Here is a 15,275-nt window from a genome sequence, read left to right as displayed (position 1 = left end):
CGCTCTCCCCTTTCCGGTCTCGCCTCGCCGCCGCGTTGGCCTCTCAGGCCGCGCTGCGGTCGCGATAGGCGAGGAGCCGTAGCGCGTTGGCGACCACGACCAGTGTCGAGCCCTCATGCGCGGCCACCGCGGGGCCGATGCCCAGCCCGAGGATGGTTGCCGGCACGAGCACGACCACGACGCCGAGGCTCACTACGAGATTCTGGCGGATGATCCGCCGCGTCTGCCGGCTGAGCCCGATGGCGAAGGGCAGATGGGCAAGATCGTCGGCCATGAGCGCGACATCGGCGGTTTCGAGGGCGACGTCCGACCCAGCGGCGCCCATGGCGATGCCGACGGTTGCGCTCGCCATCGCGGGCGCGTCATTGACCCCGTCGCCCACCATGGCCACCGGCTGCTCGGCCTTGAGATCGCGAATGGCGTCGACCTTCTGATCGGGCATCAGGTCGCCCCAGGCCTCGTCGATCCCGACTTCGGCGGCGATCGACTCGGCGACCTTCTGGTGATCGCCCGAGATCATGATCATACGTCTGATCCCGAGCTCGCGGAGCCTAGCGATCGCCGTGCGCGCCGCTTCGCGCGGCGTGTCCATCAGACCGATCGCGCCCAGATCGCGGTCGCCCATACGGACCACCATCGTCGTGCGGCCCTGTTCGCGAAGGCCGGCAATCGCCGTCGCCACTTCGTCGCCGATCGGCGCGATGCCGTCGGTCCCGAACATCTCCACCTTTCCGATCTGGACAGTCTCGCCTTCGACCTTCGCGGTAACGCCGCGCCCCGTGAGGCTGTTGAGGTCGTCCGCCACCGGCACGCGCGCCGAGGTCAGCATGGCCTCGCCATCGCGCGCGATCGCGGCGGCAAGCGGATGGTCGCTGAGCCGCTCGACCGCGACGGCGATGCGAAGCAACTCTTCCTTGGGCACGCCGGTAGCGGGCACGACATCGGTGATGCGCGGCTTGCCCTCGGTCAATGTACCCGTCTTGTCGAAGGCGAGCGCGGTCAGCGATCCCAGATTCTCGAGAGGCCCGCCGCCTTTCACGAGCACCCCGCCGCGCGCGGCGCGCGCGACGCCCGAAAGCACAGCGCTCGGCGTCGCGATCGCGAGCGCGCATGGGCTTGCCGCGACGAGGACCGCCATTGCGCGGTAGAAGCTGTCGCGGAAAGGCTCATCGACGACGACCCAGGCGAAGAGCAGGACGAACACGAGGGCGAGCACGCTCGGCACGAAAATGCGCTCGAACTTGTCGGTGAAGCGCTGGGTCGGCGACTTCTGCGTTTCCGCCTCGCTCACCATCTTGACGACCTTGGCGAGCGTGGTGTCGGCGGCAAGCCGCGTGACCGCGATCTCGATCGCGCCATAGCCGTTGATGGTGCCCGCAAAGACACGATATTTCGCATCGAGCCCATCGGGCTTGGCGGCGGCCAGCACCCGGTCCGCCACCGGTTCCTTGTCGACGGGCACGCTTTCGCCGGTGACGGGCGCCTGATTGACCGCGGTGCGGCCCACTGTCACGAATCCGTCGGCCGGGAGCCGCTCGTTGGGCTTGACGACGACGGTGTCGCCGATCTGCAGCAGTTCGACCGACACTTCGCGCGTGCTGCCGTCGGCGCTCTTTACGATCGCGGTCTGCGGCGCGAGTTCGGCGAGCGCCTCGATAGCGCGCTTGGCTCGTCCCATGGCATAATGTTCGAGGGCGTGACCAAGGCTGAAGAGGAAGAGCAGCAGCGCGCCTTCGGCCCATGCCCCTAGCGCCGCCGCGCCCGCTGCGGCAACGAGCATGAGCGTGTCGATCTCGAAGCGCTTGAGCCTCAGATTTTCGATCGCTTCGCGGACGGTGAACCAGCAGCCGAAGCCATAGGCCGCGAGATAGAAGCCGAAGCTGACCCATTCGGGAGCGACGCCCGATTTCTCGATGGCGAAGCCGATGCCGAGGACGAGGCCGCAGAGGAGCGCAAAGATCAGCTCGGTGCGCTCACCGAATATTCCGCCATGATCATGACCATGATCATGATCATCCGATCCCTTGTGGCCATGTTTATGGTCCGGCCCATGGGCATGATCGGGGCCGTGATCATGGCCATCGTCACCATGGATGTGGCCTTCTTGGGCCGGGACAGCCGCGGCGACGGCGGCCGATTTCCGGGTAACGCCCATATCCAAAAGTATCTTTCTGATCGTCTCGATGGAGGTTTCCGAGCGCTCGAACTCGGCGCGCAACGTCCCCGCCGCGCCGACTTCGGCCTCGATCACGCCGGGAATTTCGCGAAGGCGCAGCCCGATCGTCCGCGCACGCCGGGCGTGGCCGACACCTTCGAGATCGTTCCAGAAGAGATGCTGATATCGACCGGTGAGTACGGCGCCGGCGCTGCGCGCCAGCTGGCGCACCCGTTCGAGCGGGAGTATGTCCGGCCGATAGTGAATGCAGAGCTGCGGCGGCGAACCGTCGCTTGAGCGAACAACATGGACCTTGTCGACGCCGTCACGTCCTTCGAGTTCGCTCGTGAGGCGCGCGACGCAGCGGTCGGCGGTATCGGCGACCTCGGGAAGGAGAAGCGGAATATCGAGCCGCAACTGGTCACTCATGATGCCATCCTTTTCTCTTGGCGATCGGCATTGCGATCGGGGCGCATGTTAAACGCACGGCAGGATGAGGTGCGGGAGCCTCTGCGGGATGCGACCCGGCTCCCGCACCTCCCTTACCGCCGGAGATCCCTGCCCGTGGTGAGGGGGGCGAATGAGAGGGGCCTCCGACGGCCAGGTTTCGAAACTAAAATCATGCGCGCCGTCCGCTCGGCCGCGCGTAGCGGGACTGGACGGTGGTGCGGCGGAAATGCTTTTCGAGCGCTGCGTTCGAGCGGCGCAGGAAAACCGAGCAGGCACGGCGCAGAAAGGGATAGCCGAGCCAGGAGAAGAACCCGCGGCAGTCGAGCCGGTGGGTCACCTCGACACCCTGACCGAGCTTTTCGAGCCGGTAGCTTTCCTCGATGACGAGCAGACCGCGCAGGCCCGTCCGCCATGAAAAACCCGAGAGCCAGTCGAGACCGGTGATCCGGCCCTCGGCCGACAGCTCGGGGCCTCGCGGCCCGCGCGGGGAGTAGACATAGTCCAGTCGCTCTTCATCACCGGGGCGATCGGTGAAGCGGAGCGTCGGATGCCAGTCACCGTACCGCTCGATGTCGACGATCAGCCGCCATACCCGCCCGATCGGGACCGGCAGGCGGAGCGAGGAGCCTACCGAAAACATCGGCCGCCCCCTCGCTCCGGCAAGCTGGTCCGCGACGCAGGCCGGGGACCTGCGCCGCGGTGGAAACCGGCAATTTGCCGGTCAGCTCTGGACATCGGGAGGCTCCGCGGCGGATTTCCCGCCGAGGATGTCGACCGCTTCGAGCGTGATTAGCCCGACGTCCGGTATTTCGGTCAGCTGCGCCGCAAAGTCGCGGAGCCGCTGCTCCTCGTCGATGATCTCGATCACGACCGCCCGGTCATTCTCCAGCGCATGCTTGCGATGGAGATGCGCCGAGCGTCCGAAACCGAGGACCGCTTCGAGGACGGTCACCCCCGCCAGCTTTTGCTGGCGGGCGAGTTCGGCAATGAACTCGAAGACACGTTGATCGCCGAAGAAGGCAGACTCGTCGGTATAGACGCGCAAGAGCTTGGACGCTTTTTGCATGATCCTCTCCTATTCAGTGACCGGCGTGCCGGCCGGTTCGGATTTGCGTTTCATGAAACCGGGCTGCCAGTTCGACCCGAGTAAGACCTTGGCGATCGCGGGCAGGACGAGAAGCGTCAGGATAGTCGCCGCGATGAGGCCGCCGATGACGGTGGTCGCGAGCGGCTTCTGCACTTCGGCGCCGGTTCCGGTCGCGATCGCCATCGGCACGAAGCCGATCGCGGGCACGAAACCGGTCATGATCACCGCGCGCATCTTCTCGGTCATGCCCTCACGGATTGCCTCCGTGAGCGGGACGTCATTCTCGAGCCGTTCTCGGATCGCCGTCATCACGACGAGACCGTTGAGCACCGCAACACCTGCGAGACAGATGAAGCCCACCGCCGCAGACACGGAGAAGTTGATCCCGGTAAGCGCCAGCGTGAATACCCCGCCCGCGAGACCCAGAGGGACCGCGAGGAACACGGCGGTTGCGCGGCCGAAGGTGCCGAGCGCCATGTAGAGCAGGATGAAAATGCCCGCGAAGCAGAGCGGCACCACGATGGAGAGCCGCTTCGATGCGGCCTGCAGGCTTTCGAACTGCCCGCCCCATTCGAGATAGTAGCCCGCCGGGAGCTTCACATTAGCGATCTTCGCCTGCGCTTCTGCCACGAAGGACCCCGCGTCGCGGCCTTCGAGGTTCACCTGCACGACGACGCGCCGCTTGCCATTCTCGCGGCTGATCTGGTTGAGCCCTTCGGTCAGCCGGATCTGCGCCACCTGCGCGAGCGGTATCTGCCCGCGATTGCCGCCTTCCGAGGGAAGGAGGACAGGAAGCGCGCGGATGTCGTCGAGATTGACGCGGGTGGCATCGGGCACGCGCACGGTGATGTCGAACCGGCGGTCGCCTTCATAAAGCAGGCCGGATTCGCGGCCGCCGAGTGCGGCCGACACCGTGTCGGCGACTTCCTGCACCGACAGGCCGTAGCGCGCGATCGCATTGCGATCGAGCTTCACGTCGAGCGTCGGAGCGCCACCGACCTGGTCGGCCTTGACGCTACCCGCACCCGGAATGCCCTGGAGCACGCGCACCATCTCGTTCGCGGCGAGCGACATCTTGTCGAGGTCGTCCCCGTAGAGTTTGATGGCGACGTCTCCGCGCACACCCGCGATCAGTTCGTTGAAACGAAGCTGGATCGGCTGACTAACCTCGTAAAGCTGGCCGAGCTGGCCCCCGGCGGCCTTCTCGATGCGCTCAACGACATCGGCCTTCGAATTGACGTCCGCCGGCCACTGGTCCTGCGGTTTCAGGATCACGAAGCCGTCCGAGATGTTTGGCGGCATCGGGTCGGTCGCCACCTCGGCTGTACCCGTTTTCGAGAACATCAGCTCGACTTCGGGCAGGCTTGAGATCGCCGTCTCGACGTTGCGCTGCATAGCCAATGACTGTTCGAGGCTCACTGAAGGCACGCGCGTCGAGGCGAGCGCCATATTCTTCTCGTCGAGCTGCGGAATGAATTCCGAGCCCAGCAGTCCGAAGGCCGGGATGGCAAGGACGAAGAAGGCAAAGCCGCCGGCGATGAAAGCCCAAGGCTTTGCGAGCGCCTTATCGAGCAGCGGGAGATAGCGCTCCTTCGACTTGCGGATTGCCCAGACTTCCTTCTCGGCAACCTTGCCGCGGATCATCAGCGCGACGAGCGCCGGGACCAGCGTGATGGCAAGGATGAAGGCGGCGACGAGCGCGAGCATGATGGTGATGGCCATCGGCGAGAAGGTCTTGCCCTCGACGCCCGTGAACATCAGCAGCGGCGCGAAGGCGAGCAGGATGATCGCCTGCCCGAAGACGGTCGGCTTGATCATCTCCTGGCTGGCACGCATCGTCTCCTCGAGGCGCTCGCGAAGGTTGAGCAATCTCCCTTCATGTTCCTGCCGGTGCGCCAGTCTGGCGAGGCAGTTTTCGATGATGATCACCGCCCCGTCGACGATCAGACCGAAGTCGAGCGCGCCGAGGCTCATCAGGTTGCCCGGAACCCGGAAGGCGTTCATTCCCATCGCCATCATCAGGAAGGAGAAGGGGATAACGAGCACCGCGATGATCGCGGCACGCCAGTTGCCGAGCAGGAAGAAGAGCGCGGCCGCCACGAGCAGCGCGCCTTCGGTCAGGTTCTTTTCAACCGTCCCGACGGTGGCGTTCACCAGCTTGGCGCGGTCGAGCACCACCTTCACTTCGACGCCGGGCGGCAGGGTTTTCGACACCTGCGCAATCTTCGCCGATACATCCTCCGCAACAGTGCGGCTGTTCTGCCCGATCAGCATGAGCACTGTGCCGATGACCGCCTCCTTGCCGTTCATGCTGCCCGCACCGGTTCTGAGGTCGCCGCCGATTTTCACATTGGCGAGCTGTCCGACCGTGACGGGCACGCCGCCGCGCGTCGCGACGACGGCGTTGCGGATTTCGTCGACCGAGCGCACGCGCGCATCGACGCGCACGAGATAGGCTTCGCCTGCCCGATTGTAGTAGTTGGCACCGACCGCGAGGTTGGCGCGTTCCAGGGCTTCGCCAAGTTCGCTATAGGAAATACCGTAGCTGGTGAGGCGGGTCGGATCGGGCTCGACCACGAAGGTCTTGGCATAGCCGCCGATCGAATCGACGCCGGCGACGCCGCCGACAGACTTGAGCTGCGGGCTGACGATCCAGTCCTGAACCGTGCGAAGATAGCCCGATTTGGCGATCTCGTCGGTGAGGATATCGCCCTCGGGGGTCAGGTAGCTGCCGTCCGGCTGCCAGCCGGGTTGGCCCGCGACCTTCTTGGCGCCCTTCCCGTCGGGGTTCTTGTAGCCCACGGTGTACATGACGACCTCGCCGAGACCCGTCGTCACGGGACCGATCTGCGGCTGGGCCCCATCGGGAAGATTCTCGCCCGCCTGGAGAAGCCGTTCGCCCACCTGCTGGCGCGCGAAATAGAGGTCGGTTTCATCAGTGAAGATTGCCGTCACCTGGCTGAATCCGTTGCGCGAGATCGAGCGTGTCGTCTCGAGCCCCGGAATGCCGGCGAGCGAGATTTCGATCGGGTAGGTTACGAGCTTCTCGATTTCGACCGGCGAAAGACGCGGATCGATCGTGTTGATTTGCACCTGCTTGTTGGTGATGTCGGGAACCGCGTCGATCGGCAGCTTGGTCAGCTGCCATACGCCGAGCCCGGCTATCACGAGGAAGAGAAAGAGTACCGCCCAGCGCGCGCGGACGGATAGCGCCATCAGTTTCGCGATCACGGTTTATTCCTCCTCGCCCGCGCCCTTGCCGAGTTCGGCCTTGAGCAGGAATGCGTTCTTGGTCGCGACGATCTGGCCCGGCTTCAGCCCGGAGAGGATTTCGACACGGCCCGCGCTGCGCTGGCCGACGGTGACCTGCTGCGCGCGGAAGCCGTCCTTCGTGCGGACGAACACAACGTCGCGCCCTTCGAGCGTCTGGAGCGCTTCGTCGGCGATCACGATCCGTGCCGGCCCACCGGTTTCGGCGCCGCGGCCCGGAAGCAGACGCACCCGGACTGCAAGGCCCGGCTGCAGCGCTCCGGGCACATCGAGCACGGCAGTCGCCGATCGCGTGTCGCCGGAAAGTCCGGGGGTAACAGCCCGCACACGGGCATCGATCGTCCGCCCGTCGGGAAGTTCGATGATCGCGCGGTCTCCGGGCGAGAGCCGCTGTGCATCGGCCGGACCGACTGCGGCCTCGATCTGCACCTTGCTGGGATCGGCAACGCGGAACAATTCGGTTTCGGGCTGGACGAAGGCGCCCAGACTGGCGTTCTCCGCCGTAATCCGCCCTGATATCGGGCTGGCCACGATTACGCTGCTGCCATCGCGCGTAACCTGCGCGGCGCTCGCTGCGGCACGCGCGCGTTGCGCCTCCGCTGCGGCGGCCGCCGCTTCGGCTTGCGCCTGCTCGTAATCGACCCGCGCCGACACCTTTTGATCGAACAGCGTCTTCTCGCGATGGAGATTCTTCTGCGCAAGGGTCGAGCGCGCATCGGCGGCAATCCGTTCGGCCGCGATCTGGGCCGCGTCGCGGCTCTGCACGATCGCGATCGTCTCGCCGGCGCTGACCGGATCGCCTAACCGCTTGAAGAGGCGTGTGACCGCACCGCCCGCGCGGGCGGTGACGATCGCCTCGCCGCTCGGTGCGGCGGTAACGGTCGCTTGCGAGATGATTTCCGAACCGAGTCCGCCGGCGCCGATCGTCTCGACGCCGATCTCGGCGGCCTTGATCGCATCGGGCGCGATGGCGAGGCTGCTCGGAAGGGCTTCGCTCGCCGCTTCCTTTTCGCCTTCGGCCGCCGGTGCGGCGGCCGGGTCGGCGGTGCAACGTGCAACGCCGAAGCCCGTGACGGCGGCGAGTATCATGGCGCCCGCGACAGTGCCGAGGAGACGCTTGTCCTTGGTGATCATATTCTATCTCCGCTGTTGATGCGGTTCGCGCGCCGACCGGCGGCGCACCCCTGTTGACTTGGAAGAACGGCAGCGAATGCGCCCCCGTCCACTGGAAGGCTCGGCGCGCTCATGGCTGATGATCCGCATCGCCGTCGGCGGCGGCCTGGCGCGAGAGGATGGCGCGGGCTTCGGCCCGGGCCTGGCGCGCCGCGATCAGCTCGGCCTGCGTTGCCGCATAAGCCTGCTGCGCGTCGATATATTCGACGAGCGATGACTTGCCGGCGCGGTAGCTGAGTTCGGCGAGCCGGACACCTTCGCGCGCCTGCTCGATGCCGCTGCCCTCAAGCGCCGCGAGGCGAGCTTGGGCGGCGTCGAGTTCGGCCTGGGCGTTGGCGATTTTCGCCTCGGCGTTGACGACCGCATTCTCCCGCCGCGCGATGGCGGCAGCAACGTCGGACTTGGCGGCCGAGATGTTGCCGCGGTTGCGATCGAAGATCGGGAGCGGCACCGAGACATTCGCAATGAGCGCGCGATCACCTGTATCGCGAAGCTGCCGCACCCCGAAGCCAACCGATGGGTCGAGGCGACCGTCGGCGTGCTGCCCCTGGAGGCGAGCTTCGGCGATGAGGCGGTCGGTCTCGGCAAGCCGCACGTCGAGCGTGGCCAGCGAGTCAACCGAGGCAGGCATCACCCACAGGTCGCCTTCGACCAGTTCGGCCGGAGCAACCGAGCTGCCGAGAAGCGCTGCCAGCGAACGGCGCGCCGTCCGTTCCTCGGCCTCGGCGGTGCGCAGTTCGGCGGTTGCCTGGACCAGCGCCGCGTTGGCACGGAAGGCCCGCAGCGGCGGCTCGTTCCCGGTGTCGACCATTGCCTGCGCCACGCGGACGAGTTCGCGAGCGCGCGCTTCATTCTCGCGCGCGAGCGCCAGACTGTCGCGGGCCGCGAGCGCGGTCGCGAACTGGTTACGAACCTCGAGCGCGAGATCTGCGCGGGCAATCTCAAGCCGATATTGCGCGGCCAGAAACTCGGCGTCGGCGAGCGTCATGCGCGCGCGGCGGCGCCCGCCGATATCGAGACGCTGATTGACCGAGACCGTCGTTTCGAGACCATTCAGACCCGAGTAGGGGCCAGTGCCTGCAAAATTCTCGACATCGACGTTAAGGATGGGGTTGAAGCGATAGCCCGCCTGACGCTGGCGACCGCGCGCGGCCTCCACTTCGGCTTCGGCGGCAACCACGCGCGGCGAGCGCGCGTCGGCCTCCTCCATCGCCTGGGCGAGGGACAATCGAGCGGGAAGCGGGCCGGTACGCACGGCCTCGCCTGCGGAAGAAGGCGGTCCCACCAGCTCCGTCGCTGCCGACTGGGCAGCGGCGGGCGCGGAATTTGCGCCTGCAACGAGCGCCACGATACTCGCGGCGACAACTATGGATTTCATGAAAAGGAGACTCCTGACGTTTCCAGGGAGAAGCGCACGCGAAGGGCGCGCGCAGACCTAGAGCGTCAGGCGATTGGAGGGCGGAACGTCCCGATGTAGGCGACGGGCGGCAAGGCGGCCGTCAGGATGCGCGTATGCGCTTCAGGGGCAGGCGTTTCGGTCGCTGCCGAAAGCGTTTCCGCCGGGACGCCCGAATGGTGGCCATGGCAACCATGAGCGGCGGCAGGCACCTGCTGCTTTTCGCCGGGCGACGATTTTTTCTTGTCGGGCTCGGCGCTTTCGGTAGCCGGCGCACTCACGCAGCCCGCTTCGATCGCCGCGACAAAAAGGCTCGCCTCGGCCCGATCCTCGGTCGCATGCGCGAGCGATCCTGCAACCGTTCCGGATGCAAGGAGAAAGGTCAGCAAGAGGAGGATTACCCGTCGCATTGGAACCGGCCCCTAGCATCGAAATAGCGCGATGAAAAGTAGAAGATTTTCAATCAACTTCGGCGGCACTATTCGAACCCCCGAAAGGATGCTGTAATGTTATCTCATGATTGCAACCAAGGCGTGTATCCGTCTTAGAAATACTTATTACACCGCCTAGAGGAACAGGATATCCGTCGAACAACCGGGCGTTAAGCACAATAGTGCTACGATTGTCTTTCAATCTTAGTTCCGGCCTTACGCTATTGCTTCTATCCTTTTTTGTACTGGCCCGCGCACGGGCGGCGGGATTCGTGCCGGACAGGTCGGTAAATCGGAAATCTCGCATTGAGGCGGCGAACGGCAACATGAGGGCTTGACCCTGTATCTACTACAGGGTGCAAAAGCCTTCCCTGGACAAAAATGGGGACCCTGCATGATGACATCGACTGAAAAACCGCTGACCCGGGCCATCGTCGCGCCGCTCCTGCGCGACCAATGTCGCCTGTTCCGCGAATCAAGACGATTCGGCGATGAAGCCGCCGCGTGGCGGGCGCTGGAATGGGAGCATATCTTGAGCCAGCCCTATATGGGCCCGCATCTGGCCTCGCACTGGCACATGTTCCGCTATGCGATCGAACTCGGCGATAGCCGCGAAGCCGCCGGTCAGGCGATGCGGTTCCTGCTCGTCCCGCTCGGCTCGCTGACCGGCCGGCTCCCGGCCGGGAACAATGGACGCGCGCACGTGAGCGCCTTCGATCCGATGCCGCTGCCGGAGGGCCTGGCGGTACTGATCGAGGCGGCCCGGTCGGCGACCGAACGCGACGCCCGAAAGGGCTGATCCGGTTTTGGACTTCCGGAACAAGCCATTCGCTGTTAGGGGCGCGCGCATGTCCGGCGCTCCCCTTCGGCTGTTCCTTGTGTTAATCCTGCTTCTCAGCGGGCTCCACAATGCTGCACCGGCGATGGCGGGCATGACGCACCATGCGACGGATTCGCATCTGTCCCACCATGCGGAACCGGGCCATGCGTCGGGCAAGGACACGCAAAAAGGTCAGCAGGATGCCGACCTCCACGGCAGCCACCATAATTGCCCGGTCGCATCCGACCAGGCCCTTGCGGGCCATGACGATCTATCCTGCTTTTCCGGCGGCCTGCACTTCGCGCTGCCCGCCACGCGCCTCGCTTCGCGCGCCCTCGCGCCTCCCCTGAACCCGCCCCTCGCCTGAACGACGCCTGCCGCGCAGCCCTTCCCGGCCTGCGCTCAGCCGAACCGTTCAGGAGTGATCATTCATGCATATTCATATGCGCGCCGCCCTGTTGGCCGGGGCTGCGCTGCTGGCGGGGTCCGTATGGGCTCAGCCGCTAACGCTCGACCAGGCGGTCGAGCGGGCCATCGCTGCATCGCCAGAGCTCAGAGCGGGTGAAGCGGGGGTCGACGCCGCGCGTGCCGACCAGCTGCAAGCCCGCGTTCGTCCCAATCCGACCGTCTCGGTCGATATGGACAATGGCGTCGGCACGGGCAGCTATGGCCTGTTCCGACAGTCAGAACTGACCGTCACCTATCCGAAAGGCCAGCACCCAAGCGGTCGACCCAGAGGCGGCCGTCCGGATTGAGCATGATCTCGACGACTTGCGGGTCGGCAAGCCAACCGGCGATCGCCGCTCCGAATGCGGTCTGCAACATGCGCGCGCTGCGATTTCGCGCTTCGAGCCGGATCGGTTCTGCAGCCATGAGAGGACCCCGTTTCGCGGCGCCGGACCGGAGTGTCCGTGCGACGGGGCCGAGTAAGAGACGCAGGGATTGCCCCAATTCAACAAGCTTTTGAGCGCGTCGCACCGTGGCGTTGAAAGACAGGCTATGGCGTAGGCGCCGTCATCGCGGGAGAGCGGCCGCGCCCCCGCGAATCACTCCCGGGGCTTGTGCCGGAGGCGATTTTGACAAGAGTGTGAACATGAGTGATTCGAGGTCGCACACATTTGAGGACGCCGAACGCTGGGCGCGCCTCACTGACAAGCAGCGGGCCTGCCTCGATCTCCTGATCGAGCGACAGACCTCGAAGCAGATTGCGCGGCAGCTCGGAATCGCCAAGCCCACCGTCGATCTCCGGCTGACCAAGGCGCGCGACATATTGGGGACGGCGAACCGCGACGAGACCGCGATCGTCTATGCCCGCCTCAAACAGACCTATGATCGGATCACATGCGATCCGATCGACCTTCCGCCGCCGCCTGCGCTCGTGCCATCCCACTTCCCGGACGGAGGCCCGGCCGACGCGATGGCGCTGAACGACAGTGTCCTGGCGGCGGACGGGCCGATGGAGGCCAGCCCGCCGTTCAGGGATTTCTGGAGGCATGACCATGCCCGGACAAGGCGAGCGCTGATCATGGCGGCCATGCTGGTCGCACTGGTCCTGCTCATCTTATCGGGGCTCGCCATCGCCCAGGCGCTGACGACGCTGATCTCCGGCTGATCCCTTTCCCTTGTGCCCAAGCAATCGCCGGATCGCCCCCGCTTTCCGGAAAAGGAGAAGTCATGTCCAAAGAAACCAGTTTTGCAGCAGCTCGTCTCGAGCGCGACGTCCCGGCTGCGGAAGGCAGAGTCGACGATGCCCTCATCGCGGTGTCCTCGCTGATGACAAGTGTCGTGACCGCACGCCGCGATACCATCGGGGTGCCGGCCACCAGCGGCCATGCAACGATCCGGCGGCTCGCGAAGGCACAGATGGCGCTGGTCGATGTGAGCGGTGACATCCTTCGCGTCCATGGCGATCTCGTGCAAATCGGACGCGAGACGGCGGGCTATGACCTTCATGAATGCCCGGCGATCGCCGGTGCGGTTTCCGAGCCTCTTCCGGCGGCCGCCTGACCCCGATTGACCCGGAGCAATCAGCATGAAAGGTTCGGGCGATGCGCATGGCATTTTTCCTCGCTTTCTTGCTGGTTGCTCTTGGCTATGCCGCCTGGCGCGGGGGCGGACCCGAACGCGCGATGGCCGCGATCGCGCTGACCATGGTGGGAGCGGACAAGATGCTCCACGCTTTCGTACCGGTCGAATTCGCATCGCTGGACACGGGCCATCTCGCGATCGACCTGTTCGGCGCGACCGCAACCACCCTGCTCGCGCTTTTTGCGCATCGCTTCTGGCCCATGTGCGTCGCGGTGCTCCATATACTCCCGCTCCTCGCGCACACGAGCCGGTTCCTCGATGTGGAGATTCATCCGGCGGCTTATCTGACGATGCAGGTCGCGACCTCGTGGCTGGTTCCGCCGATCCTCATCCTCGCAACCTGGCGGCACCAGCGACGCCTGGCGCGCGGCGACAGCGAGCCGTCCTGGTACATCTCGTCGCGTCGATCGATCCCGAGAACAGCCAATCGATAGCCGAAACGCTACTTGCCGAGTTTCATAGTCTCGATCGCATCTGGTCGCGGTCACCCGAGGCGCTGGCGCGAATTCTCGGCAAGCAGAGTCCGGTCATAGGCCTTCTGCTTGCCGCGCGCGAGGCCGGCCTCGAAGCCATGCGCGCCGAATTGCTCGGTCGCGTGATCGAACCCTCCAGCCCAAAACTGATCGAATATTTCAAGACCTCGATGGGCGCGCTGCCCGAGGAAATTCTTCGCGTGCTGTTTCTGGACGCGTCGCGCCGGCTCGTCGCCGACGAGCAAATGCAGCATGGCTCGGTTCGGCAGCTGGCACTTTATCCGCGCACGATTTTCCGGCGCGCGCTCGAGCTGGATGCGGCAGCTATCCTGCTGGTCCATAATCATCCAAGCGGTGACCCGACCCCGAGCGACAGCGATAGCCGCGATCGACGACAAGATCCTTGCCGTCGTCGGCGACGCCGCGCACAAGGATGTGAATGTGCGGATTGTCGGTGTTCCAATGATCGACCGCGATCCAGTCGAGGCGCGTCTCGAGATCCTTTGCCATGTCGGCCATGAGGTCGCGGGTGAAGCGCCTGAGGTCGCCGATTTCCCCGGCATCTTCCGGACTGACGATGAAACGGAAATGATGACGATCATCCTCGCAGCGCGATGCGAAGCCGGCGCGGTCGGCTGCGTCCCCCTCCGCGTCGAACATCGAGGCGTCGCGGCCGTCGCGGGTGACGCCGTCGCGTTCGAGATATTGGATATGGCGCGCGAGCGGCGCCGAGCGGAAGCGCTGCCCCTTGTGGCGCACGATCCGCGCCTTGACGACGACGCAGCGGCCGTCGGCACGGAAGCGCACTCGCGCGAGCGCGCGGCGGCCGCGGCCATGATGCCCGGTGCCACCGCCGGACCCCGGCGGACGGCGCGCGAAACCCTTGCGCGCCATGGAGCGGCGCACCTGCCCCGCAAGGCTCCGCCCCCGGCGTGACGCCCCGGCCCCGCGGTCCCGCACCCTTCCCGGCCGGATCTTGAACTCACCGTCGTCACCGCTCACGGCAGGCCTGCCATATTCCAAGCCGCTGAATTTTCTTCGTAATGTTCGACATCATATGGCCAGGCAATTGCGAGCCATATGGATTTCCCGCTGATTTGCGCGCCCCTTCGACCAAGCGGCTGGCAGCCCTTTTATCTCGCCATACTTCCCTTCCATCCCAGCCAATCCCGTCCCTCCTTGCCGGCTTTAGGCGCGCGTTTCGGCCGGAAGTCCGCGCCGTCCGGACGCAAAAGCGTCGGCGCGGCCCGGTCCCGCATTATAGGCCGCGAGCATCAGCGACACATCGCGGTAGCGATCCCACATCGCGCGCAGATAGGCCGCGCCCGCAAGGATGTTCGAGCGCACATCGAACGGGTCGGCGCCCAGTCCGTGGCGCGCCGACAACATCGCCCAGGTCGCAGGCATGATCTGCATGAGCCCCATCGCACCGGCGTGCGAGACGGCGCGCGCGTTGCCCCGGCTTTCGGCATGCATGACGCGCCAGATCCAGCGTTCGGGGATAGCGGCGGTTCATAATTCGATCGCCCGGCGGCGTAGCCATGCCGCATGGCGCTCGGCGCTATAGGGACGAAAGGGCATCCCGGCTGCGAGACGGTCGGCGACATGACGCCAGTGATCGGGGGATGCATCGCACGGATCACCGAATAGCCTTTGACGGTTTCGATGAGGACGATGATGGTCATCATCGTGCGGGCAAGGTTCCAGCCGAGCGATTGGGCAGTGGAAAGCGGCATGGGTCAAGCTCCTGTCGTTGGGAGCGGGCCATTCCCGCTCGACAGTCGCCCCGCCGGTCGGGGACAGGCCGCAATCACCGCGAGCGAAGCTGCGGCCGCACGCGGAGCGTAGCGGACCCTTTACGGGTTGATTGAAGGAGGCCTGGCTTCGCACCCAGGGATCAGCGGCATTCGAGCGGGATGGCCCGCTCCCCGT

Annotated in this window: 15 protein-coding genes and 4 pseudogenes; 7 read left to right on the top strand and 12 right to left on the bottom strand. The window is 65.5% G+C overall.

Features of this window, described 5'->3' with window-relative positions:
* Nucleotides 1–43 precede the first annotated feature (43 nt).
* The 7 genes from NP825_RS18495 to NP825_RS18465 form a co-directional block, all read right to left on the bottom strand.
* On the bottom strand, nucleotides 44–2,584 hold the full coding sequence (locus NP825_RS18495) for a heavy metal translocating P-type ATPase (RefSeq protein ID WP_053555677.1): 2,541 nt from the start codon (nucleotides 2,582–2,584) through the stop codon (nucleotides 44–46).
* A 190-nt stretch (nucleotides 2,585–2,774) separates the two neighbouring features.
* Nucleotides 2,775–3,245, bottom strand: a complete 471-nt coding sequence (locus NP825_RS18490) for an SRPBCC family protein (RefSeq protein WP_053555678.1) — start codon at nucleotides 3,243–3,245, stop codon at nucleotides 2,775–2,777.
* 81 nt (nucleotides 3,246–3,326) lie between these two features.
* Nucleotides 3,327–3,671: a DUF190 domain-containing protein gene (locus NP825_RS18485; RefSeq protein ID WP_053555679.1), complete on the bottom strand. Its 345-nt coding sequence runs from the start codon at nucleotides 3,669–3,671 to the stop codon at nucleotides 3,327–3,329.
* A 9-nt stretch (nucleotides 3,672–3,680) separates the two neighbouring features.
* The gene (locus tag NP825_RS18480; RefSeq protein WP_053555680.1) at nucleotides 3,681–6,923 is read right to left on the bottom strand and encodes an efflux RND transporter permease subunit; all 3,243 of its coding nucleotides are present in this window, start codon (nucleotides 6,921–6,923) and stop codon (nucleotides 3,681–3,683) included.
* A 3-nt stretch (nucleotides 6,924–6,926) separates the two neighbouring features.
* Nucleotides 6,927–8,096: an efflux RND transporter periplasmic adaptor subunit gene (locus tag NP825_RS18475; protein WP_053555681.1), complete on the bottom strand. Its 1,170-nt coding sequence runs from the start codon at nucleotides 8,094–8,096 to the stop codon at nucleotides 6,927–6,929.
* A 109-nt stretch (nucleotides 8,097–8,205) separates the two neighbouring features.
* Entirely contained in the window at nucleotides 8,206–9,513 is a 1,308-nt protein-coding gene (locus NP825_RS18470; protein WP_257546371.1) for a TolC family protein, read from the bottom strand.
* Nucleotides 9,514–9,578: 65 nt separating this feature from the next.
* Nucleotides 9,579–9,941 (bottom strand): hypothetical protein, encoded by a 363-nt coding sequence (locus NP825_RS18465; protein ID WP_053555682.1) that lies wholly within the window; start codon nucleotides 9,939–9,941, stop codon nucleotides 9,579–9,581.
* A gap of 415 nt (nucleotides 9,942–10,356) precedes the next feature.
* Here NP825_RS18465 and NP825_RS18460 point away from each other — a divergent pair, with 415 nt between their 5' ends.
* The 3 genes from NP825_RS18460 (at nucleotide 10,357) to NP825_RS18450 (ending at nucleotide 11,537) form a co-directional block, all read left to right on the top strand.
* Complete coding sequence (locus NP825_RS18460) at nucleotides 10,357–10,761, top strand: DUF3703 domain-containing protein (RefSeq protein WP_257546369.1); 405 nt, start codon at nucleotides 10,357–10,359, stop codon at nucleotides 10,759–10,761.
* A gap of 49 nt (nucleotides 10,762–10,810) precedes the next feature.
* The gene (locus NP825_RS18455) at nucleotides 10,811–11,149 is read left to right on the top strand and encodes a hypothetical protein (RefSeq protein WP_053555683.1); all 339 of its coding nucleotides are present in this window, start codon (nucleotides 10,811–10,813) and stop codon (nucleotides 11,147–11,149) included.
* A gap of 64 nt (nucleotides 11,150–11,213) precedes the next feature.
* Nucleotides 11,214–11,537, top strand: a complete 324-nt coding sequence (locus NP825_RS18450; protein ID WP_306997601.1) for a TolC family protein — start codon at nucleotides 11,214–11,216, stop codon at nucleotides 11,535–11,537.
* Here NP825_RS18450 and NP825_RS18445 read toward each other — a convergent pair.
* Nucleotides 11,485–11,655: pseudogene (locus NP825_RS18445) on the bottom strand (P-type conjugative transfer ATPase TrbB); the annotation flags it as partial. The gene NP825_RS18450 and the pseudogene NP825_RS18445 sit on opposite strands and share 53 nt — an antisense overlap.
* Before the next feature lie 220 nt (nucleotides 11,656–11,875).
* Here NP825_RS18445 and NP825_RS18440 point away from each other — a divergent pair.
* The 3 genes from NP825_RS18440 (at nucleotide 11,876) to NP825_RS18430 (ending at nucleotide 13,304) form a co-directional block, all read left to right on the top strand.
* Nucleotides 11,876–12,394, top strand: coding sequence for a LuxR C-terminal-related transcriptional regulator (locus NP825_RS18440; RefSeq protein ID WP_058818141.1), 519 nt, complete (start codon nucleotides 11,876–11,878; stop codon nucleotides 12,392–12,394).
* A 62-nt stretch (nucleotides 12,395–12,456) separates the two neighbouring features.
* Nucleotides 12,457–12,789 carry a hypothetical protein gene (locus NP825_RS18435; protein ID WP_058818142.1) on the top strand — a complete coding sequence of 111 codons (333 nt, stop codon included), beginning with the start codon at nucleotides 12,457–12,459 and terminating at the stop codon, nucleotides 12,787–12,789.
* 41 nt (nucleotides 12,790–12,830) lie between these two features.
* Nucleotides 12,831–13,304 carry a hypothetical protein gene (locus NP825_RS18430; RefSeq protein WP_058818143.1) on the top strand — a complete coding sequence of 158 codons (474 nt, stop codon included), beginning with the start codon at nucleotides 12,831–12,833 and terminating at the stop codon, nucleotides 13,302–13,304.
* A 50-nt stretch (nucleotides 13,305–13,354) separates the two neighbouring features.
* Here the strand turns inward: NP825_RS18430 and NP825_RS18425 are convergent, their stop codons facing one another.
* Complete coding sequence (locus NP825_RS18425) at nucleotides 13,355–13,597, bottom strand: hypothetical protein (RefSeq protein WP_257546357.1); 243 nt, start codon at nucleotides 13,595–13,597, stop codon at nucleotides 13,355–13,357.
* Here NP825_RS18425 and NP825_RS23665 point away from each other — a divergent pair.
* A pseudogene (locus tag NP825_RS23665) lies at nucleotides 13,535–13,666 on the top strand (JAB domain-containing protein); the annotation flags it as partial. The gene NP825_RS18425 and the pseudogene NP825_RS23665 sit on opposite strands and share 63 nt — an antisense overlap.
* A 1-nt stretch (nucleotide 13,667) precedes the next feature.
* Here the strand turns inward: NP825_RS23665 and NP825_RS18420 are convergent.
* The 3 genes and pseudogenes from NP825_RS18420 to NP825_RS23595 all read right to left on the bottom strand — a co-directional run.
* Complete coding sequence (locus NP825_RS18420; RefSeq protein ID WP_257546355.1) at nucleotides 13,668–14,237, bottom strand: relaxase/mobilization nuclease domain-containing protein; 570 nt, start codon at nucleotides 14,235–14,237, stop codon at nucleotides 13,668–13,670.
* 297 nt (nucleotides 14,238–14,534) lie between these two features.
* Nucleotides 14,535–14,846: pseudogene (locus NP825_RS18415) on the bottom strand (lytic transglycosylase domain-containing protein); the annotation flags it as partial.
* A 9-nt stretch (nucleotides 14,847–14,855) separates the two neighbouring features.
* Nucleotides 14,856–14,984: pseudogene (locus NP825_RS23595) on the bottom strand (DUF2840 domain-containing protein); the annotation flags it as partial.
* Between the last annotated feature and the right edge of the window lie 291 nt (nucleotides 14,985–15,275).

It is taken from the genome of Sphingopyxis sp. DBS4, assembly GCF_024628865.1.
In the GTDB taxonomy this organism is placed as follows: domain Bacteria; phylum Pseudomonadota; class Alphaproteobacteria; order Sphingomonadales; family Sphingomonadaceae; genus Sphingopyxis.
Note: the sequence above shows the minus strand (reverse complement) of the source record. Positions and strands in the feature narration are given on the sequence as shown.